General features: G+C 41.0%; 18 protein-coding genes, 6 tRNA genes and 2 pseudogenes. 7 read left to right on the top strand and 19 right to left on the bottom strand.

The window, feature by feature from the left end:
• Positions 1-48: 48 nt before the first annotated feature.
• From AB5Y61_RS02115 to AB5Y61_RS02090, 6 genes are all read right to left on the bottom strand, one after another.
• Positions 49-981, bottom strand: a complete 933-nt coding sequence (locus AB5Y61_RS02115) for a carbohydrate ABC transporter permease (RefSeq protein WP_223325275.1) — start codon at positions 979-981, stop codon at positions 49-51.
• 13 nt (positions 982-994) lie between these two features.
• Positions 995-1,924, bottom strand: a complete 930-nt coding sequence (locus AB5Y61_RS02110) for an ABC transporter permease (RefSeq protein ID WP_070674606.1) — start codon at positions 1,922-1,924, stop codon at positions 995-997.
• Between the two features lie 225 nt (positions 1,925-2,149).
• The gene (locus tag AB5Y61_RS02105) at positions 2,150-4,030 is read right to left on the bottom strand and encodes a beta-N-acetylhexosaminidase (RefSeq protein ID WP_368402944.1); all 1,881 of its coding nucleotides are present in this window, start codon (positions 4,028-4,030) and stop codon (positions 2,150-2,152) included.
• A complete protein-coding gene (locus tag AB5Y61_RS02100; protein ID WP_368402942.1) occupies positions 4,024-4,893 on the bottom strand; it encodes an ROK family protein in 870 nt (289 codons plus the stop codon). The genes AB5Y61_RS02105 and AB5Y61_RS02100 overlap by 7 nt, the downstream gene beginning before the upstream one ends.
• 83 nt (positions 4,894-4,976) lie before the next feature.
• Positions 4,977-7,622: an alpha-mannosidase gene (locus tag AB5Y61_RS02095; protein ID WP_368402941.1), complete on the bottom strand. Its 2,646-nt coding sequence runs from the start codon at positions 7,620-7,622 to the stop codon at positions 4,977-4,979.
• 185 nt (positions 7,623-7,807) lie between these two features.
• A complete protein-coding gene (locus AB5Y61_RS02090; protein WP_368402939.1) occupies positions 7,808-9,088 on the bottom strand; it encodes a glycoside hydrolase family 125 protein in 1,281 nt (426 codons plus the stop codon).
• A 215-nt stretch (positions 9,089-9,303) separates the two neighbouring features.
• Here AB5Y61_RS02090 and AB5Y61_RS02085 point away from each other — a divergent pair, with 215 nt between their 5' ends.
• Entirely contained in the window at positions 9,304-11,379 is a 2,076-nt protein-coding gene (locus AB5Y61_RS02085) for a GH92 family glycosyl hydrolase (protein ID WP_368402938.1), read from the top strand.
• Positions 11,380-11,413: 34 nt separating this feature from the next.
• Here the strand turns inward: AB5Y61_RS02085 and AB5Y61_RS02080 are convergent, their stop codons facing one another.
• The 5 genes from AB5Y61_RS02080 to AB5Y61_RS02060 form a co-directional block, all read right to left on the bottom strand.
• Positions 11,414-11,971, bottom strand: a complete 558-nt coding sequence (locus AB5Y61_RS02080; RefSeq protein WP_368402936.1) for a DUF6287 domain-containing protein — start codon at positions 11,969-11,971, stop codon at positions 11,414-11,416.
• A 139-nt stretch (positions 11,972-12,110) separates the two neighbouring features.
• Positions 12,111-13,616 carry a zinc ABC transporter substrate-binding protein AdcA gene (locus tag AB5Y61_RS02075; RefSeq protein WP_368402935.1) on the bottom strand — a complete coding sequence of 502 codons (1,506 nt, stop codon included), beginning with the start codon at positions 13,614-13,616 and terminating at the stop codon, positions 12,111-12,113.
• Positions 13,617-13,618: 2 nt separating this feature from the next.
• A complete protein-coding gene (locus AB5Y61_RS02070; protein ID WP_247913986.1) occupies positions 13,619-14,422 on the bottom strand; it encodes a metal ABC transporter permease in 804 nt (267 codons plus the stop codon).
• Positions 14,415-15,119: a metal ABC transporter ATP-binding protein gene (locus AB5Y61_RS02065; RefSeq protein ID WP_118397159.1), complete on the bottom strand. Its 705-nt coding sequence runs from the start codon at positions 15,117-15,119 to the stop codon at positions 14,415-14,417. The genes AB5Y61_RS02070 and AB5Y61_RS02065 overlap by 8 nt, the downstream gene beginning before the upstream one ends.
• A 1-nt stretch (position 15,120) precedes the next feature.
• On the bottom strand, positions 15,121-15,558 hold the full coding sequence (locus tag AB5Y61_RS02060; protein WP_003004547.1) for a zinc-dependent MarR family transcriptional regulator: 438 nt from the start codon (positions 15,556-15,558) through the stop codon (positions 15,121-15,123).
• 414 nt (positions 15,559-15,972) lie between these two features.
• Between AB5Y61_RS02060 and AB5Y61_RS02055 the strand changes: the two genes are divergently transcribed.
• A complete protein-coding gene (locus AB5Y61_RS02055; protein ID WP_000968642.1) occupies positions 15,973-16,428 on the top strand; it encodes a hypothetical protein in 456 nt (151 codons plus the stop codon).
• Between the two features lie 132 nt (positions 16,429-16,560).
• Here AB5Y61_RS02055 and AB5Y61_RS02050 read toward each other — a convergent pair.
• Both AB5Y61_RS02050 and AB5Y61_RS02045 read right to left on the bottom strand, forming a co-directional pair.
• A pseudogene (locus AB5Y61_RS02050) lies at positions 16,561-16,665 on the bottom strand (IS30 family transposase); the annotation flags it as partial.
• 125 nt (positions 16,666-16,790) lie between these two features.
• A complete protein-coding gene (locus tag AB5Y61_RS02045) occupies positions 16,791-17,243 on the bottom strand; it encodes a helix-turn-helix domain-containing protein (protein WP_048717498.1) in 453 nt (150 codons plus the stop codon).
• A gap of 321 nt (positions 17,244-17,564) precedes the next feature.
• On the opposite strand from AB5Y61_RS02045, the gene AB5Y61_RS02040 reads away from it, so the two are divergent.
• From AB5Y61_RS02040 to AB5Y61_RS02020, 5 genes and pseudogenes are all read left to right on the top strand, one after another.
• Complete coding sequence (locus tag AB5Y61_RS02040; RefSeq protein ID WP_049486501.1) at positions 17,565-18,038, top strand: hypothetical protein; 474 nt, start codon at positions 17,565-17,567, stop codon at positions 18,036-18,038.
• A gap of 40 nt (positions 18,039-18,078) precedes the next feature.
• The gene (locus AB5Y61_RS02035) at positions 18,079-19,275 is read left to right on the top strand and encodes a replication initiation factor domain-containing protein (protein WP_049486502.1); all 1,197 of its coding nucleotides are present in this window, start codon (positions 18,079-18,081) and stop codon (positions 19,273-19,275) included.
• Between the two features lie 2 nt (positions 19,276-19,277).
• Positions 19,278-19,664, top strand: a complete 387-nt coding sequence (locus AB5Y61_RS02030) for a hypothetical protein (protein ID WP_049486503.1) — start codon at positions 19,278-19,280, stop codon at positions 19,662-19,664.
• Between the two features lie 59 nt (positions 19,665-19,723).
• A pseudogene (locus tag AB5Y61_RS02025) lies at positions 19,724-19,908 on the top strand (DUF3173 family protein).
• Positions 19,909-19,911: 3 nt separating this feature from the next.
• Entirely contained in the window at positions 19,912-21,045 is a 1,134-nt protein-coding gene (locus AB5Y61_RS02020; protein WP_368402931.1) for a tyrosine-type recombinase/integrase, read from the top strand.
• A 74-nt stretch (positions 21,046-21,119) separates the two neighbouring features.
• Here the strand turns inward: AB5Y61_RS02020 and AB5Y61_RS02015 are convergent.
• The 6 genes from AB5Y61_RS02015 to AB5Y61_RS01990 all read right to left on the bottom strand — a co-directional run bounded on the left by AB5Y61_RS02015 (position 21,120) and on the right by AB5Y61_RS01990 (position 21,634).
• Positions 21,120-21,203: transfer RNA gene (locus AB5Y61_RS02015), tRNA-Leu, on the bottom strand.
• A 10-nt stretch (positions 21,204-21,213) separates the two neighbouring features.
• Positions 21,214-21,285, bottom strand: a tRNA-Gln gene (locus AB5Y61_RS02010).
• A gap of 18 nt (positions 21,286-21,303) precedes the next feature.
• Positions 21,304-21,376 (bottom strand) — tRNA-His (locus AB5Y61_RS02005).
• A gap of 12 nt (positions 21,377-21,388) precedes the next feature.
• Positions 21,389-21,459, bottom strand: a tRNA-Trp gene (locus AB5Y61_RS02000).
• Between the two features lie 6 nt (positions 21,460-21,465).
• Positions 21,466-21,546 (bottom strand) — tRNA-Tyr (locus tag AB5Y61_RS01995).
• Positions 21,547-21,561: 15 nt separating this feature from the next.
• Positions 21,562-21,634, bottom strand: a tRNA-Phe gene (locus AB5Y61_RS01990).
• Positions 21,635-21,636 lie beyond the last annotated feature (2 nt).

Raw genomic sequence — 21,636 nt, 5'->3', positions numbered from 1 at the left:
TAGACTAAGTTATGAGTTGAAAATCCTGTTGATTTTCAATGAACGATGTTATTCTTTCACACCACCGATGGTCAAGCCTTTTACAAAGTAGCGTTGGAAGAATGGATAGAGAATGGCAATTGGCACTGTTGCCACAACCACCATGGCCATACGTCCTGTTTCCCGTGGGATGGATTGTACAGCTCCTGCCAATTGGCCGGATACCCCGACATTTTTAGCGATGTAATCCATATTGTTTTGGATTTGCATCAAGAGGTATTGCAATGGGTAAAGGTTGTCACTCTTAATATAGAGAAGGGCGTTGAACCAGTCGTTCCAGAATCCTAAAGCAGTGAAGAGACTAATAGTTGCAATCCCTGGTAGAGAGAGTGGCAAGCAAATTTGGAAGAAGATCCGTGTTTCACTTGCTCCATCGATCCGAGCGGATTCAAGAATGGCTTCTGGAATGGTCCGTTTAAAGAAAGTCCGCATCAAGATGATGTTGAATGGGCTAAGCAACATTGGGATGATCAAAGCCCCGATGGTATCACCCAATTGCAAGAGTTGAGTGGTGACAATATAGCCCGGTACCAACCCTGCACTAAAGAGCATACTAAGGAGTGAAAATACGGTAAAGAACTTGCGGTATTTAAAGGTACTCCGTGAGATAGCATAAGCATAGGTTGTTGTGATAAAGACATTACATGCTGTTCCCACAATGGTCACAAACAAGGTAATGAAGAGGGCTTGCAAGATTTTTTCTTTGAACTGTACCAAGAAAAGGTAACCATCAAATCCAAATTTTGCTGGCCAGAATTGGAATCCATGGACTGCCAAACTTTGTTCGTCTGTCAAAGAGATCATGACAACGAAGATGAAGGGAAGTACACAGGTCAAGCCGACCAAGGTCAACAACAAGGTAAAGAAGAAGTTGCTCTTCTTACTGAAAGAATGGATCCCGACATTATCAATTTTTTCTTTTTGAATGGTTGATTTTTTCATACGATCCTCCTTTCTAGAAGAGAGCGGCATTCTTATCAATGCGACGGGCAATGATATTTGAGATCAAAACAAGAACCAAACCGACTACCGATTGGTAAAGACCGGCTGCTGCTGTCATCCCGATATCCCCTGACTTGGTCAAACCGTTGTAGACATAAACATCAATAACGTTGGTTACGCTATAGAGCGCTCCAGCATTATGCGGGATTTGGTAGAAAAGACCGAAGTCTGCGCGGAAGATATTTCCGACTGCAAGAATGGTCAAGACCGTAATCAAGGAAGACAACTGAGGAATGGTGATGTTGCGAATGCGTTGCCACTTAGACGCACCATCCACGGTCGCTGCTTCATAGTAAGTTGGGTCAATTCCCATGATGGTTGCATAGTACATGACACTGCTATAACCAAAGCCTTTCCAGATTCCTAAGAAGAGGAGAAGCGCTGGCCAGATCCACAATTCCGAGTAGAAATTGATGGCTTTCATACCAAACGAAGCTAAGATGTGGTTGACCAATCCTTTGTCCACGTTCAGGAAGGCATCGGTGAAGAAGCTGATGATAACCCATGATAGGAAGTATGGGAAGAGCATGGAGGTTTGAAGCACCTTGACCACTCTTTTTGATCTCAACTCACTAAAGATGATGGCGATCCCAACGGAAACAATCAATCCTAAGAAGATAAATCCTAAGTTGTACAAGACCGTATTTCTTGTAATAATGTAGGCATCTTTGGAACTAAAAAGGAACTTGAAGTTGTCAAAACCAACCCACTTACTCTTCATGACACTGTCGATGAAGCCTTCTCCTGTAATATGATAGTCCTTAAATGCTACGATATTCCCAAAAACCGGAATATAGAAGAATAAGATTAACCACGCTGCACCCGGTAAGACCATTAAAAGAAAAATGAAATTTTCTCTCAGAGTCCTTACAAACTTTTTCATTTAACTCCCCCCTTTGAGCCTTGAGCGTGTTTTTGCTTTGGTAGCGTTTACAATACTTATTATAAGATAGCCATTTTCTATTTTCAAACTCCTAATTATAGAAAAAATTCTACAAATTTATGACATAGCTTTAAAAAAGGAGTAAAAAAGGGCGATGGTAAACACAGCTCCTCTTCTACTCCTATCCACCGTAGATAAGACATCTGTCATCCAACTTGGCATTTTTTACGTTGTATAAATAGTTGAGGCAGTCGCAATGGTATGCCATTGATTAGCTGTTGTGGCTGCGAAGTCCTTGTCTACGTAGAAATCGTTGAATGGCAAGATGTCTACTTCTAGTTCGTCGATGCGGTCAATTTGACCAGCAAGATAAGCCTCCATACGGCTTTCAGCGCGCTTGATCCGTTGCAAGAGTCCTCCCATACGGATATCTACGGTATCCAAGCCAAAGACCTTGTTTTCTTTCAACCATTGGTGACTAAAGAGCTTGTGGAAGGTTTCAATCTGGCTTCTGAGTTTTGGTAATTCTTCCTGAGCGATTTGTTGCAAACTCTCTTTATCACCTGCTTGATAGGCTTGACGGATGCGTCGCCCCACATCTACTTTACTACTTAAAATGGCATTCAACTGTGCCTGAGTTTCGAAAAGATAAGCATAGGCGCCTGCTTTTTCTTTAATGTCAGAAAGGGCCTCAGCAGCCTTAGCAAAGTGGGGCTTGTCCTGTTCAGGGGTCATGTGCTTATCAAGAATTGGGCAAAGGACATCCTGATAAAAGACATAGCGGTTGGGATTGATACCACTGAGATTGTCTGGTAGATCTGGCAAGAGGTTGGCCAAATCCAGCTGCATAAAGTCCTCAACCGATAGACCTGTATTGGTCTTGAAGTGAGCAGATAAACGCTCTAAATCATTTCGATAGCTGAGTTCTGCCCAGATTTGTAGACTTGGCAGAATAGAGAATTGAGCTGTTTCACCACCATTATCTCCCCAACCAGTCACAATGACTTCCTTGATCTGATTAGCACGGCAGGCTTTGTTAGCTTCGACAGCGATGAGATGACTGAAATGGTTGTGTGGTGTGAAACCAATCCACTTCCAAGCACCGCCTGCAAAGGCAATATCCTGGCTAATCTTGTGGTGATTACCGAAGTTACGGTTGTATTTTTCTTCGCTATCCTGATAATAATCCCAGTAAACCAAGGTCACACGGTCTTTGAGACGGTCAAGATAAACACGAGTTTCTTCTGGAATTTCGACATCACGGTCGTACTGGCCATCTGCTGACATGAGTTTGAAGAACATATCGCTCCACATCTGGCAGTGGAAACCATACTTGTCTGCAATATCCAGCACGCGCTCCAAATGTTGGCACATGAGGAGGCTACGGTCCACAACACCGTTTAAGATGAGATAGCGTCCCAATCCAACCAAGTGAGCTTCGTCCATCCCGATATTGACCTTGCGTGTCTGCAGTTTAGACAGAGTGGCAAACATGCCGTCGATTAGGTCGTAAACTTTTTCTTCGTCGATAAGGAGAATGTCCTCTACATCACGGAGTTGCTGGACTTCTTTAACACCCCATTTGACAAAGGCTGATAAGTGAGCCAAGGTCTGGATACATGGTACAAAGGTCATATCAAACTGCTGGGCATAGGCTTCGATTTCCTGTAATTCTTCAGCTGAATAAGCCCCGCGGAAATAACCAAAATAAGGTTGCCCTTCAATCTGATAGGTATCTTCCATGTAGAGCTCAAAGGTTGAATAACCCATCAGAGCCAAGACTTCAATCATCTGCTTGGCAGATGCAACATTTAGAACCGCATTACGGGAACAATCCGCCATGTAGGCTAAATCTTCGTAAGCAGCCTGTTCTTCAATCTCTACTTTGTCACCTTCTACTAAAGCTGTTGCTAGCACAGACAAGGCGCGATAGAGTTGGTGAGGTTTGCGATAAGTCAATTGATAGCTTCCACCCTCACCCTTGATAGAGATAGAGGCTTGATCAGATTGGGTAACTGCCACTTCTACATCTGGTAGAGAAATGTGATTTTTTAATGCTTCGATAGATTGGGCTTGTTTGGGACTAAGTCCGATAAAACTTACCATTGGTTTTCCTCCTGTAACCAGTTGACAAGGGCACCGTAGAGATTGGCATCTGCCTGATAGGTGCAAGCTTGGATCACTGGCGCAATTGTATACTCTTCATATCTTTTCACAAAGGCGTCTACCGCTTTTTGCACCCCTTTGATAAAATCTGGGTTCTGACTGATAGAGCCACCTAGGCTAATGACATCTGGGTCGATTAGATACTGGATATTGAGTAATCCTTGAGCTAGATTACGATTCATACGCTCAATGGCTTCTTGGCAAAGGGCATTGCCTGCTGCAGCCTCTTGATAAACCTTACGGCCATCCCAGTCTGACTGACCTGATTTTTCAATGACATAGCGAACCATGTTTCCTGTAGAAGCTAGTTGTGACCAGTTATTGAGTTTTTCTGCTGGTTCGATAGTTGTCATGTAACCAAACTCTCCACCCAAGCCATGGCGACCACGGTGAAGCTTACCATTGATAATCATAGCCCCGCCAATCCCTGTGCCAATGACAACACAGGCTGCATTTTCAATTTCAGGATGAGCTAGCAGTTCACTCAGTCCAACACAGTTGGCATCATTTTCTAGATGAACCGGTAGTCGGTGATGGGCAAGAGCCTCATACCATGAAAAACCATGGATATAAGGAATGGCACTAATCCCCTCAATCACTCCTGTTTCTTGATTGACCGCTCCTGGCACACTCATGGCAATTCCACGGTAGTCACGTTCTGACAATCGCTGGTCCAGCCAAGCCAACAAATCTTCTAGAGTTTCTGGAGTTGGGGTGCTGGCCTTGTCTAAAATCTTTCCATCAGGAGTGAGACTAGCAAACTTAATGCCAGTCCCTCCGATATCAATGGTCGCAATGGTCATTGCTTTCACCTGCAAAAGGAGCGAATCAGCAGTTGGTTCTTACTTTTTCGCTCCTCCTTTCTGTTTATGTTATCTTTTTGAAATTAAATTTCTTCTTTTTTGATCAATTCTGTACGAATTTCCTGTGGTGCCAATAATCCTGTATGGATAGGATACGGTTGCTCCAGAAGATCGACAACCGTTTGTTGCCCTTCTGACACGCGCACATTTTCTTGGCTCATATTGTAATAGCGAAGAATGTAACCTTCGTCATTTTCTGCTACCTTAAAGGCTGTTGGGCATACTTGTGGCAAGTTCAGTGCCGGATGTTTAAAGAGGCTACCCGTTGCTGCAACGCTACCCTCTTGTTTTGCAACTTGGAGGCTAGTCATCGGTGTCTGTAAAGCCTTAGCTCGGCGATAAGCTGAGAAGCGGCCCTGAGCTTGATGGCATTCCACTGCATATTCCACCTCAAAGTCCCGCAAGCATTGTGCTTCTGGTGTTGGGAAATAGCCCCAGTCACCAAGTTCTCCAGAAGCCCGAAGAATGGTCACGGCAATAGTATCATCCCCTAAAATTTCATATTCATGTAAACCTTTATTGGCTACTGTTACCCCCTTGACATCATCATACAAGCTGACGAAAGCTTGTTGGTGTTGGGGATTTTCAGGATTTTCCCAAGAAGCGGCTGGTTTATTTGGCCGTGTGACCACCTCATAGATGCTTTCAGAATCGTTGCTTGGACGAGTGTTATGAGTTTTCACCAAGAGACGGATGCGGTGATCCTTGGCTGTATTGGTGAAGCGCGTCTTGAAGCGAATTTGCGGATCATCTACAAAGATGGTCATCTCCGTTTCAAGAGGGATGGTTGTCAGCTCTTCTGAGCGGCTTGCCTTACGGTTCATAAACTCGATAATGCCTCTTTGCTCCACATCCAATTGTTCATCTGCGCTAACTGGAATGGTCAAGTCATGCTTGAGCAAGACCTTAGCATAGCGAGCATTGTTTTCTAGAACTTCATAACCTTTCAGTTGAGCAAAGATTGGCTCCGTTCCTTTTGGTTGGAAGTAGATATATTCATTTCCGATATCACCACGATCTTCGAAGCGAAGGAAATTCTCATAAGCCTCATTGGTCGTTTTATCATAGAGGGTCAAACCATCATCAATACTTAGGGTTACAAATGGTGTATCGATCACCCCATTTTGGAACAGACCATCATGATGAGATGCTTTCCCTTCTAAGAGCTGGAAGGTCGTCCAAGAAAGAGGTGATAGGTGAACTGGAACCGTCACGCGCACTTGACGCGCGATATAAGGTTGACGGAATTTATCCTTAGGCAAGGTATAGCCAAAGCTTGCCCCCAAGTCTTCAATCTCCGCTTCTACAAGATGACCATCTAAATCCTCTACGTGGTAGTCCGGCAAGCTCAAAGCCGCCATCTTCTTGAAACCTTCTGTCGGGTGCAATTCCTTAAATGGACAAACCGCTACGTCGACAATCGTGCTGACGGTATCCACCTTATCATGCAAGCCTGTATTGATGACCGTAAAGAGGAGCTCACTCTGGGCTTTTTGAGTCGCTAGTTTACCCTTCCATTCGTTCAGAAGGTTGGTCTTGACAAAGTTTCCGACTTGATTGACCTTGGCAAAACGAACTTCCATTTCGCGGTGAACATCGTCAATACTACATCCACAAATACTATCGTGAGGTGCATTTTGTAAGAGCGTCTTCCAGGCATAGGTCAACTGATCCTTGTGGTGATGACCACCAGTAATGATGGTCAAAGGTTCCACCACTTGCTCGAGCAAGTTGCTGTTTTCTTGGAAGGCTTGCTTTAGATAAATCCGAGAAGAAGACGTATTCGCCAGTGTGTACCAACCATCGGTTTCCTGACTGGTCAATTCTCCTGTAACGGTTGATAATTGTTCAGGAAGCGCACTCTCCACTGCTTGCACATATTCATCAAAGGAGCTATGAACAAAGGTCACGTCAGGGAAAAGTTCGTTAGCTACGCGAATGGCTTCACTCAAGTTTCGTTGAACCGGTTGGTGGTCACAGCCGTTCATCATCAACCATTGGTTGGTCGAGGCATAGTCACGAACATCTGCCAATTTTTGCTTCCAGAAAGTCAAAGCCTCGTCTTTATCCACTGGAATTTCATTCCCGTTACTGTACCAGTTAGCAAAAAGAATACCCAGTACACGGCTACCATCCGCCCCCTGCCAGTACATTTCAGAAAATTGAGAGGTGAACTGCTCATCTTCAAGGACCTGGTTGTCAAATCCGATTGGCTTCACCCCGCGCCCAAAGGTTGCTACGTGAATCCCTGATTTTTGAAGGATTTGAGGAGCTTGTCCCATATTTCCAAAGGTATCAGGGAAGTAACCAATCTGAGTGGATTTGCCCCATTTAGCGCATTCAACCTGTCCAATCAAGGTATTGCGAACATTTGCTTCACTGGAAATCAAGTAATCATCCTGCAAGATATAGAAGGGTCCAATCTTGAGTTTGCCTTCGTCGATATAACGCTGCACCTTGTCGCGGTTTTCAGGGCAAATTTCTAAATAGTCATCAAGGACAATGGTTTGGCCATCCAAGTGGAAGCTTTTGAATTCAGGATCATTTTCGAAAAGATCAAACAGATTGTCAAACAGTTCCACCAACTGCATCCGGTGACTTTCAAAAGGTAGATACCACTCACGATCCCAGTGGCTGTGAGAGATGATATGTACAACAACATTTTCCATGAGTAAAACCTCATTCTAACTTAAATTTAAAGATATATTTGTGATTCTAACAAGAATCAGTGAAGCTAAAGCGTGCTCCTTATACTCAATGAAAATCAAAGAGCAAACTAGGAAGCTAGCCGCAGGCTGTACTTGAGTACGGCAAGGCGAAGCTGACGTGGTTTGAATTTGATTTTCGAAGAGTATTAGCGAATATCCAAGTAATCCAAGACTAACTCGCAGAACATCATGTTGGCCCAAGAGAACCATTCGCGCGAGTATTTAGTCGGATCATCTACGTGGAAGCTTTCGTGCATGACACCCGTGCCACCATCGCAAGCAACCAACTGATCGAGCAAGAATTTCTTCTCTGTCTTGTCCGTTGTTGTCAATCCTTGGATCGACAGGGCAATCGGCCAGATATAGCGGTAGAAAGTATGAGAGCTTCCTAGCCCACTAGCGTATTCTCCTTGGTAGAAGTATGGATTTTCAGGACTCAGAATGGTGCGACGAGTGGCTTGATAGACTTCATCGTTGACATCACAGTAACCCAGATAGGGAGCGGCCAACAAGCTTGGCACATTCGGATCGTCCATGATGCTAGCATTTCCTAGACCATCCACCTCAAAGGCATAGATTTTCTCGCCCTTGCTGTTAGTGGTGTAGGCGTAGTTTTCAATCCCTTCTTGAATCTCCGCTCGCAGGCGTTTGGCATCTGCAATGATGCTCTCGCTATCGGCTAGATGCAACTCTGCAAAGATTTCTTGCACATAACCCAAGACAACCACTGCAAACATATTGGATGGAATCAGATAGCTATACTGACAGCAGTCATCACTTGGACGAAAGGCTGACCAGGTCATCCCTGTCACGGCAAATTCTGGACCAAAGCCGTCATTCACTAACGTGTCTTCCTTACGATCCGTATCCCGAACAAAGCGATAAGGTGAATGGTTGTGGTCTTGTTCCACTGTCCAGAGATGAAGGATCTCCTTGGTCGCCGTAACAAAAGTTTCATCAAACTGGCTAGTCTCACCAGTTTCTTTCCACAGGAGATAAGCTAATTGCAAGGGATAGCAAAGCGAATCCACTTCATACTTGCGTTCCCAAATCCAGCCATTGAGATCCGTATGGTCTGTTTCGTGGTGACCCTTCCAGTTTTCCTTAATATTAAAAGAGTTAGCATAGGGATCCTTGAGAATCAAAGTCATCTGACGTTTAACCAAACCAGCAATGGTCTGGCGCAAATGAGGGTCTCTTTTAGCCACATGAAGATAAGGTCTTAATTGAGCAGTAGAGTCACGCAACCACATAGCTGGGATATCCCCTGTTAGCACAAAGGTTGAACCGTCTTCTAAAATTTCAACTGTATTGTCTAAGGTATCTGTATAGCAACGTTCAAAGACATCCACCCATTCAGGATGATCTTTAGCACACTCCGCCACCTCATCTAGCCACTCTCTAACAATTTCTTTTGAATAGGTCATTTATTTTCCTCACACATATCGATTCTTTCCTATTCAGTATAAAAGATTTCAAAAGGGAAATACATACGCAAACTATAGCCCTTTTTCTACAAAATTTTCCATTTGATAAAAACGCTATCATATTTGACAACGCTTTGATACAATGAAGAAAATACCACTGCGTGTTCAAAGAAAAACACAGACTATTTAAGGTTGATGAAGAAAAAGGTGACCAGATGCACACAACTTGCCAGACCATCGATACCCGCTGGGGAAGTGATAATCATCCCCACTATTCGCACGGAAACACCCTCCCTTATACCGGAGTCCCTTTTGGAATGAATTACTTTCTTCCCCAGACGACACACGAACAAGGGGCTTGGTTTTTCAACCCCAATCTCCCTATTTTTCAGGGATTTCGCCTTACCCACCAGCCTAGTCCTTGGATTGGAGACTACGCTTGGTGCCTCATCACGCCCATCATAGGAGAAGTTACAAGTTCCGACCTCTTCCGTCGCCAGAGTAGTTATTCGATCAAAGAAGCTCTTTTTCAGCCCCACTACCTCCGTATTTTTTCGGAACGTTATCAGATTCAAAGCGAGCTGGTTCCAAGCCGCTACGGGGCTGTCCTGCGCTTTCAAGCACCAGAAAAATTGACTCTCTGCTTTCATGCAGCAAATGAACTAGAGGACTTGACCCTTACAGACCACACCTGTCACTTCCACATTCTGGATCAGGCCCATACCGCAGATACTTCCTACTCTTTCTATCTCCAGTGGCAATTTAGTCAGCCAATCGAGACTGTCACTCACATTGATCAGGATCTTTTTCTCACCTTTTCTAGCAATGAAGTGACCGTCCAATTAGGAAGCTCTTATCTGTCCCAAGACATGGCTCACAGCCATCTTCCCCACCTTCCCTTAGAAAAAGCTAAAAAAGAAGCAGCTGATCAATGGAATCAGCTACTAAAACGAATTGAAGTGAAAGATAACGGAGGATGTGATCAAGCCTTTTTCGACCACTGCCTGTACCGACTCCTCCTTTTTCCTCAAACCTTTTATGAAACAGATACCGAGGGAAATGACTGGCACCTGGATGTCACCCATAATGAAATCAAACCAGGAAAAGCTTATACGAATGTCGGTTTTTGGGACCTCTTCCGAACATCTTTTCCGCTCTTTAGCCTTGTCTACCCCGATTACTACCGTCATTTCCTCGAAGGATTTTTAAACACTTACCAGGATACTGGTTTTCTACCAAAATGGTTGGCCCCAGATGAACGAGGGATGATGCCAGGCACTCTCATTGATGGAGTCTTCGCAGATGCTGTCACAAAAGGGATCGCACCAGACCTACATGAAAACATGCTCACAGCCATGCTCCAGACAGCCCAAAATACAGATCCTCATCAACATTTTGGTCGCCATGGCAATGAAAGCTACAAGGTCCTTGGCTACCTACCCGATGATTTTCACGAAAGTGTGAGCCATAGCCTCGATTATGCCTATAGTGATTTTTGCATAGCTACCGTTGCCAAGCAATTGGGTCAGACAGAAACAGCCACTCGGTATGCTGCTTCCAGCCTCTCCTACCGAACATTGTATGATGCCCAAACAGGCTTTATGAGAGCACGATCCACCAATGGAAACTTTAAAGAACCCTTCTCTCCTACCAGCTGGGGAGGAGATTATGCAGAATGTTCTGCCACCCAGGCTACTTTTGGAGCCTTACACGACCTCTCCGGCCTGATAGAGCTGATGGGCGGTAAAAAAGCCTTCACCCAACGACTGCTGGATCTGGCCAATCAAAAACCTCAATTTGATGTAAGAGGATATGGCTATGAAATCCATGAAATGAGTGAAATGGCCCAAGCTCCATTTGGGCAGATCGCCATCTCCAATCAACCCAGCTTTCACATTCCCTACCTCTTCCGCCACAGTCTTCATCCCGAATACACTAATCTCCTGATCCACCAGATCCGTTCCCAAGCTTTCCATCAAGATTTCCAAGCCTATCCAGGTGATGAGGACAATGGTAGTCTATCTGCTTGGTACATCTGGTCAGCCCTTGGGCTCTATCCAACCTGCCCAGGAAAACCAATCTATGATCTGGGCCTTCCTCTCTTTAAAGAAGTTCTTCTCCATCTTCCAAACCATGAGCTCAAAATTTGTGCCAACTCCCATACTACAGGTGCCTATTTCATCCAAAAAGCCCGATTAGATGGCAAAGCGCAGCAAGAGATTTTCCATCAAGATCTCCTTGAAGCCCAGCTACTTCAGTTCGATCTTTCTTGGCTCCCCCCACATCCATAAAAAAAGTCGTCTGCTTCCAGACGACTTTTTTCTGTTATTCATCTCCTACATGATAGTAGATCGATCCTTGTTCCCCAAAACTAGCGATTCCAACACCAGACCACAAGCGGTTCTTAGAGGCATCGGATGTATCCTTAAAAACGACTTGTCCTTGATCATCGACCTGATCACCAATGGTTACTCCCGCAGGAATATACTCCAACAAGAAGCCACCATCACGACCACCATAGATACCTTCTGAGGCTGTCCCATAATCCGTCAAAGAAGCACCATAGCCCTCCAACTCTTGTGAAACCAACCCTTTGTCGTTAAAGACCAGCTTGTTTCCTTTATCATCTTGCCAGACACCAGCAATACTGCTGTAATCCCCATTAGCAATAGCCTCAAGATCCATTTTCTTCACTTCTTTTTTCTCTTCTTTTTTTTCTTTCTCCTTCACTTCTGAACTAGAAGCTGTCGTCTTTTTCACCTCAGAAGAAGCACTTGTTTGACTAGAAGAAGCGGTTGATTTCTTGCTCGCACCTTGCTGCGAACAAGCCACCAATAAGACCACACTGAAAAGACTCACAAGAATAGCACCAACTTTTTTCATTTAAAATTCCCCATACATTTTTTTAGTTTAAAGCCCTCTCATTGTAACGTATTTTCAAACATTTGACAAGCTCTACTTCCTATTTCTGATCAAAAAAAGACCGGGATAATACATCCCAATCTCTCTTTGGATACTACTCTCAGTGAGCCAGCATTTCCTGTGCAACTTCTAAACCAGATAAGTTGGAAGGATAATAAGTTGGCCAATTTTCCAACTCATCATAAAGCGCCTCTTGACTCTTTCCTCCATGGAAAATGTGGAAGTGAGCTGCCTTTATCGGAGTGATTTCATGGTCACTAAATTGAACATATTTGAAGTCTCCCGCATCGCTCTCCTTGGCTTCAAAGAGATACCGAACACCACGATTCCCCTTTTTATAAGTCAAAATGTGCTTACCTACGTATTTATAGGTATATTTCTTAGAAGATCCTTTTTGATAAAACTCCATTGAATCCTTATCAATCTTAATCCGATCAATATCTGTTTGGTAACCCTTGGTATAATATTCCTTATACTCAGCAGCAGTCATGGTTGGATTTAATTTTACCTTATAATCAAAGACCTGATCCAAAGTTCCATCTTGCAAGTATGGATAAACCGATTTCCAATCACCCGCGTAATTTGCTAAGCTACGATCCTTCACTTGACTATCCTCGAAATAGCCCTTTTGAACCGTCTTAGAATCTTCCTCATGTTCCGGTTGAATATCCTTACCAGCTTGTGACGTTGTTTTCTCTAGCGCCTTCAGATTCTCCTTCATGACAGAAACGTAATCTTCGCCATCTTTCATTTCTTGATCCGTCAGGCTTTCCAAAGGATTTAAGACAGCCAACTCAACACCAGCTTCAGAAGACAAGGTTTTCGCCAAAGACTTAGAAGCATTTTCCTCAAAGTAAATCACCTTGATCTCATTTTTCTTGATATACTCTGTCAATTCACGCAATCGTGCAGCAGAAGGTTCGCTATCAGGTGAAATCCCTGAAATAGCCACTTGGTTTAAGCCATAATCCAAGGCCAAGTAACGGAAAGCCGCGTGTTGGGTCACAAAATTCTTTTGCTTAGCATCTTTCAAGCCATCCTGATAAGCTTGATCCAAAGCCTGTAACTTCTTCAAATAAGCTTGCGCATTTTTCTCAAACGTCTTTTTCTTATCTGGATAAGCTGCGACCAACTGATCGCGAATCGACTCTACCATCTTCATGGCACGATGTGGAGACAGCCAAAGGTGAGGATCATATTCATGATGGTGTTCTTCGCCCCCTTCGTGGTCATGATCCTCTTCCAATCCAGGAAGCAAGACCATGCCCTTAGTGGCATCGATCACTTTGGTTTTCTTATCCTTCATTGATTTCAAAAGATTTGGAACCCACGTTTCCATGTTTTCATTCTCATAGACGAAAACATCCGAATCTTGAATCATAGCCCGCCCCTTAGCAGACAATTCATATTCATGGGGCTCTGATCCCGCTCCAATGAGCAGGTCTACCGTTCCTTCATCTCCGACAATATTTTTTGTAAAATCATAAACAGGATAAAAAGTGGTCATCACTTTTAATTTTCCATTTTGACTCTGACTTTTGCCACAAGCAGTCAAGATAAGGGCAAAAGCCACCAACAACATTAAACCTATTTTTTTAAATTTCATATTTACCTCCTCAAACGTGATCCAAGATTCACAAGCAAGAACAAGGCCACAAATAAAAGCGTGATGCTGGCACTTGCTGGTGTATCTGCAATATAAGACAAAATCAACCCACTAAACATCCCGATAAAGCCAATGATGACCGCAAGCAACATGACCCCACGGAAGTTCTTCCCTAATTTCAGGGCAATACTAGCCGGTAAGACCATGATGGTTGAAACCAATAAAGATCCTGCTGCAGGAATCATCAAGGCGATAGCAACCCCCGTAACCACATTAAATAAGATGGACATGGTCCGCACCGGAAGCCCATCCACAAAGGCCGTATCTTCATCAAAGGTCAAAATATACATAGGCCGCAAGAATAAGGCCGTCAGCACTAATACAACGAAAGCAATCACAAACAAAGCAATCACCTGTTCATCCGTAATGGTTAGGGTAGAACCAAACAAATACTGATCCAAACTCATCGAGCTCTTCCCACCACCACGCATCAGTACCAAAGCTAGGGCAAGACCAGTGGACATTAAAATTGCCGTCCCGATCTCCATAAAGTCCTTAAATAAGGTCCGCAAATACTCAAGAAAAACCGCAGCAATAATGACAATGATCATGGTCGAGAGCGTTGGAGAGATCCCAAGGAAAAGCCCAAAAGCGACACCAGCAAGAGAAACGTGACTTAGCGTATCACTCATCAGACTCTGCCGTCTTAAAATCAAGAAAATCCCTAATACAGGAGAAAAAAGACTCATGGCAACCATAGCCAACAAGGCCCGTTGCATAAAATCATACTGGAATAAATCAAGCATGGTCACCCTCCCCTTCAGTATCATGGACATTAAAACATCTCCAAGGAGAGCTTTGGTCACGAACCAAATGAATATTCCGATCCGCAAATTGGCTAACCTCTTCAGGATCATGCGTAATCATCAAAACAGATTTTTGATGGTGATGCGCACTGTGATGCATCAACTCATAAAAATCACTCTTTGTCGTCGCATCCATCCCTGTCGTAGGTTCATCTAAAACAAAGATATCCGGATCTGAAGCAAACATCCGAGCAATGACAGCCCGCTGTTTCTGACCACCAGACAAAGAACCAATCGCTCGATCCTTGAACTCCAGCATCCCAACAGATTCTAAACTCTTCAGAATATGTTTTTCATCGTGCTCATTCAACTTTCGAAACCATCCTTTACGAGGGTACCGACCTGACTTCACAAATTCATAGACCGTACTTGGAAACCCTGCATTAAAACTAGCAATTTGTTGCGGCAAATAAGCAATCCTTAACTTCTTTCCCTTAACATTCGTCTTTGAAATCTCAACAGTCCCAACCTTGGGCTGTAAGATGCCAAGGCTAGCCTTAATCAAGGTTGACTTAGCAGCCCCATTCTCACCAGTCAGCGTAACAAACTCTCCACTATCTAAGTAGTAATTGATCCCTTCCAAAACCGGTTCTCGATCATAATAGAACGATAAATTTGAAACCGTAATATACCTCAAACTATAACTCCTCTTCCAATAAATCTAAAAAGCGCGAAATAACCCCTTGCTCATTCTTAGTAAACTTCGACAAAACATCCTCATAAGTGTGAAGAGTATGCTGATGGTGGTGCTGATGCTCTAATGCAATCGGCTTACCAATCTCAGTTAAGCGGTAATAGAGAACCCGTGCATCATTTTCATCGCGATAAGTCTCCAGCATCCCCTGACTTAATAAGGGTTTCACAGCCTTCGTGATAGCCGCCTGACTAACATTCAATTTCTTTGCTAAGACAGAATTGGTTAGAGCTTCATCAGCAACCAGCATCAAAATATGTTCCTGAGTGTTGGTTAATGAAACACCACTTGTACAAGAACCAACTAAAATTTCATGTTGATTCTCAGATAATAATAAAATAGAATTTAAAAATCGATCGATTTTATTTGCAACTTCAGACAAAATTAACTCCTTCAAATTCACAAAAAGCTTTACCGGTTAATTATATCACAAAAAAGAAAAAAATAAAACAAAAAAAGGAGTAGAACTCCTTTATAATCTATACCGGCGGCCGGGGTCGAACCGGCACGTCCTTGCGGACACTGGATTTTGAGTTCTATGAATACACTTTTTAAATCTTATATCCTTGATTTAATAGGGTTTTGGGACTTTTGAATCTTGCAAAATAGACTCATTTTTCAAATTTTAGTAACTTTTTGGTAACACTCCATAACTTATCGTCCTAAGATCATCATCAGAGAATCTCGCTATCTTAATTATATTCTTCACTATTTTTAAAATAATTGCTATAATATAAGTCAATCATCAAAATGACTATTGATTGAAATTAATTTAAATAGAGAGGTGGCACTAGATATGATGGACTTTAATGTAGTATGTGATTTTAATGCACTTGTTTTTGCTGAAGAACATATAATTATTCATGCAGAAAGAGATAAAATTATGGCAGTATTATCTGAAATCAATAATTGGCATAACTGGCGTAATGGAATTTCAGAAATAAAATTATTAGCATCTCACATTCAAGAGGGGGCAAAATTTGAATGGAAATCAGGAGGTCTAAAATATAAATCCGAAATCCATACAGCTTCAGCTGCATGTTTTGGATGGACAGGTAATACAATAGGAGCTCATGCAATTCATAATTGGTATATAAAAAAATTATCAAATGGATCTTCTGAGGTTGTAGTTCAAGAGAGTTTAAGTGGCTGGTCTATCTTATTATTAAGGAAAATGATGAGACGTGAATTGCCTATCTTACTAAAAAAAGATCTTCAAGAGTTAAAATTTGCATGTGAAAATAAATTATAGAAGTAATTAGTTTTTTAAAAATGAATTTTAAATTTATTGACTGTATTAGCTAGAGTGATTGATTAGAGAGAGTCGATTTTGAGTCGGTTCTCTCTTTTTGTTAATGATAAATTGCAAGAATAAGTACAACATTTACTCAAACTCATCCACTAGAGCTTCACAAGCAGTTCTGTAAGCCAAATATTTTCGTTGTCGGTGATTGATATCATATAAGGGCTTGTTCAAAGCCTCATCAGAAGTTCTCTACCAGTGGATATCAGTCAAACTCTTTCCCCTTTCAACTATAAACAACCTTCATAAAATAAAATCACTCAACAAGAATATACTAATCTTTACCTATTGAAACTTAATCAAATAAACCATCAATCTGCATTAAAATAGTCAGAAACCTCTTTAAAAAGGGTATGCAATATTTCTTGCTCTTCTTCATCTAAATTATATTCAGAGACTAGCTCATCCAAATACTTAGGTAGAGTCGAATGGTTTTTAATTCCATTCATAACAATCGCAAATTTCAGATCGTCTAGTTCAGTTTTATTAAACCCTTTTAGCTTCTTCAAATCAATTCTAGTGATTGGATGTGGGACAACATCTAGAGTACTGTAAATCGTTTTTCCTAATAAGTAATCTGTCGTGGTATCAAATAATTTTGCTAATTTGACAACGGCTTCTAAATTAGGCTCTAAAGTTCCATTTTCCCAACGAGAATAAGTACCTTGTTGTACATCAATCATCTCAGAAACTTGTACTTGAGTTAACTTCTTACTCTTTCTCAGTTGCTTAAGACGATCTCCAAAAGAATTATTATTAAACATTGTTTCCTCTTCAATATTCGATTCTGTATATTTTAGCTTGACAAAATATTCTAAACGGTATAAAATAGAATTATTCCATAAGGAATATTTATTTTAAGATTAAATATTCCATTGAGAATATTATATCATAAAAGGAGGTAAAAGCGTATGTAACTAATAGTTCGATTTAAAAAATTTTAATAAAGGAGGTAAGATTCGACAAAATAAAAAAATCTTGAAACAAATGTGCCGTTCGTTCCAAGATCAAAACATATTATGTAACAATTATACCACAGAAAACTCTTCAGTTGCACAAGAGAATTTCGGAGGTTTCACAAAAAGATGACCAATAAAGAGTTAGTCAATCAAATTTCTGGCCTAAACTCTACCTCTACTCTTAAAAATTGGATTCAACTGATTAAAGAGATAAGTGGCAAGGAATTTAAAAAAATTAAAATTCCTATCAGTAGAAATCCAAGAACTCGTCAATTAAATTATACAGTTGCCTATGACTTTACAAACGAAGACCTTAGACAATTTCAAAAGTTAGCTAACCTAAAACTTGAAATAGGTCTAAAAGAGGCTATACAAGCCGTATTTGGGAGTCTAGCAGACAATGAGCACGAATCCCTAAACCAAGTAATAGATGAGCTCTACGATGAACTGAGCGCCTTAAAACAGGAATTCAAGCGAGAAATACGGTTGATAAAAAATGAGAATGCCAGTCTAAAAAAGAAAATCCAAGATATTGAAGAGTCGATGCAAACCGGCTTACTAGGGTTTGTTCAGAAGAGGTCAAAAAATAGGTTCGGCTAATAGCGAGTTTTCGGCTGAGCCATGAGGCAGAAAGCCGAAAATGAGCGTAAATGCGGACGGACCATTTTTGACCGTTAGGGTGTGTAGTAACACCACCCTCTGCAAGTTAGGTGTATCATCGAAAGAATTCAGTATTATCAAGGGTTTTAGAGATTTTATGGGTGGCAAAATTAGGCAAAAAGTTGAATCAAAATCTATGGCAAAAAATGAACATTTACGTTCTGTATTTGACTGGATTCAAATTCAGTTTGATAAGACTGAATTTTCGCCAAGAGAAATAATCGAAGACATTCTATTTCTTGATTATGACCTATTTATAGAGAATAAAGGGAGCCTTAAATACTATAACTATGATAGCCAGCTTCATCATGGAAATATCCGTATCTACTATGGAGCGAAAGAGTCGTCCTACATGCTTGTCATGTCAGGACAGGCACTCGAGTTCTTTAGAGATATGGTATTAGATCCAAATAGTCTGTCCGAAAGACAGTTTCTGAACAACCTCTACTACAATTACAATCAATTTTCAGTAAGACGAATTGATATTGCAATAGATGATTTTAATGAAACACCCTATTTCACTCCTAATCAGCTTCTAAAGATTTGTCAGAAGAAACGCTTTATATATGGAAAAAGCACCTACTACAATACCTACGGAGATGAAACAATCGGCCAGACCTTATATTTGAGAAAACCCAATGATGATGAAAGACTTAGAATTTACGATAAACGTTTAGAACGAGCTGAGAAGCTCGGTATCAGCAAGCGGTATATAGAAAATTGGATAAGAACTGAGTTAGAACTTAGGAAAGAAAAAGCTCACTACTTCATTCAAGAATGGTTGCATTCAGAAATAGATCTTCTCAACTTTACCAAGGGATATCTCAAAGAAAAAGTGAGATTCTATAGTGATAGCTATTTCTCAAAACCTTTGAGATCTTGGGAAAAGTTTTTAGGTCACTCAAAACCTGTCTCTATCATTATTTCAAAACCAAAAACAGAACTAGAACAAAAATTAGAATGGTTTACCTATAAAGGTTCTGGAGCTATTCTAAGAGCGTATAAATTTCTATACGACAATAACTTACTGCATGAGTATGAGAAATCAAACTATCTCGCACTCAACAATATGGAATATCCACCAGATTTAGCAAGTGGATTAATAGAAAGGGCAATTCTCTTTAAAAGAGAGGATTTAATCCCTACAATCAAAGAAAATATCAAAAGGAGAAATTAACTATGGCAAAAATGCTTTCACAAAATGACTGGAATTTTAATAACATTGGAACAAAATTTGAATTGGATGAAGTTATTCCAAAATTTGAAACGGAAGTCCGAGCAGATGTAAACGGAGAAATTATCAAAAACCGAGATGGTAGCGAAAGACGTTTTAATACCGATAAAATCATCGGTTGGAAATACAATGTAACAATCAAGGATGGACAATTCAAAAAGAAATCAACCCAAGTCTCAGTAGATAATCCAGAAGCTTTAGTCGATAATGACTATATCCAAGCAATGGATCAAGTACCAGTCACATTTGACAATTTACAAGCCACTATGATTAGTTCAACGATGTATTACAAGGCGGATGCTATCCATTTAGTAGATGTAAAACAAAAATAAGTATTAGACAAGGGGAGTTAATCCTCCCCTTACTTAATCTAATCAGAAAAGGAGATCACATGATTAAAACTGTAACAAAAGATGACCTTATCGAACTTGGATTTGCTCCAGGAACTGCAAGAAAGATTATCCATACCGGCTAGTTAATCGTGGTTTTAACATCTACGATAACAAACGGATAGGTACAATTCCAGCTAGTGTCGCTGAAGAACTACTAGGAATTGAACTCCAGAAAGAAGCATAATGAATGACTATTCGTAAAACTAAAAGTGGTAAATGGACCGTTGATGTTTCTAATGGTTTCCACCCCGTCACACAAAAAAGAATACGTATCATTCGAAAAGGATTAAAATCTAAAAAGGAAGCCCTAGAACTAGAACAACATATTCGAGTTGTAGAATTAAAAGAGAAACAATTTGACTTTATAGTGACAACGGATATGTTATTCGACTTACTTGAAGAAGATGATTTGAAAAATGGCAGAAAAGTAAGCTACACAAGTACACAAAGAAACAATTATGAGCGTCATATTAAGCCTTATTTTAAAGATACAAATTTAAATAAATTAACGTATGACCATATATTCGAATTTCGTGAATACCTAAAAACAAAACCTAAAAAACAAAATGAAAATGAAACATTAAGTTATAATACAATTAATAAAATTCTAATTCTACTTAAAAAAATTTTTGATACTGGTATAAGAAAATCCCTCATTGATAAAAATCCTGTTGAGAATCTGAGAAAATTACCAATTAGCAAGCCTAATATCAAATTTTGGAGTATAGAAGAATTCACAAGATTTAGAGAACTTATTCGAGATGATGAAATAAGCTATGACCTGTTTTTCGTAATTGCTTTCTTTACTGGAATGAGAATGGGAGAAATCCTCGCATTGAACTGGAATGATATAAACCTTTTAACAAATACGATTTACGTTACCAAAACGGTATACTTTGTCAATAATACAAGCTACATTAATACAACAAAAACACGATCAGGAACTAGAAATATAACAATCAATCAGAAACTAGCAGAAATGCTTAAAGATTGGAAAGTAAAACAAAAAGAAAAACTTGAGGAATTTACGAAAAATACTGATGAACTACAAATAATACAGAGTACACCAATAACTGTTACTAAAAATATGATTGATAAGAAATTTAAGCAAATACTAGAAAGGGATAAAGATTTAAAGAAGATAAGAATTCATGATTTGAGGCACTCACATGCATCATTACTTATAAACCAAGGGGAAGATTATCTCGTTGTTAAAGAAAGATTAGGACACGCATCAATTACAACAACAATAGATACATATTCTCATTTATACCCAAGCAAACAGAAATCATTAGCTAATAAACTTGACGATTTATTTTAAAATGGAAAAAATTGGTAACTCAACTAACAAAAGAGAAAAAAAGACAAGGTCCGAAAACCTTGTCTTTTCTACTATACCGGCGGCCGGGGTCGAACCGGCACGTCCTTGCGGACACTGGATTTTGAGTCCAGCGCGTCTGCCAATTCCGCCACGCCGGCATAAATTTAACTGGGGTAGCTGGATTCGAACCAACGCATGAGGGAGTCAAAGTCCCTTGCCTTACCGCTTGGCTATACCCCAATAATGTAAAAATAAATAGGCGAGTGATGGGGATCGAACCCACGCATGCCAGAGCCACAATCTGGTGTGTTAACCACTTCACCACACCCGCCATAATTATTAACACGGGCAGTAGGAATTGAACCCACACTGAAGGTTTTGGAGACCTTAGTTCTACCTTTAAACTATGCCCGTAAAGGATGGAAGGGGAGGGATTCGAACCCCCGAACCCGAAGGAGCGGATTTACAGTCCGCCGCGTTTAGCCTCTTCGCTACCCTTCCTAATTATAAATGTAATGGCGCGAGACGGAATCGAACCGCCGACACATGGAGCTTCAATCCATTGCTCTACCAACTGAGCTACCGAGCCAA

Source organism: Streptococcus parasanguinis (assembly GCF_040908565.1).
GTDB classification, from domain to species: Bacteria; Bacillota; Bacilli; order Lactobacillales; family Streptococcaceae; genus Streptococcus; species Streptococcus parasanguinis_AC.
Note: the sequence above shows the minus strand (reverse complement) of the source record. Positions and strands in the feature narration are given on the sequence as shown.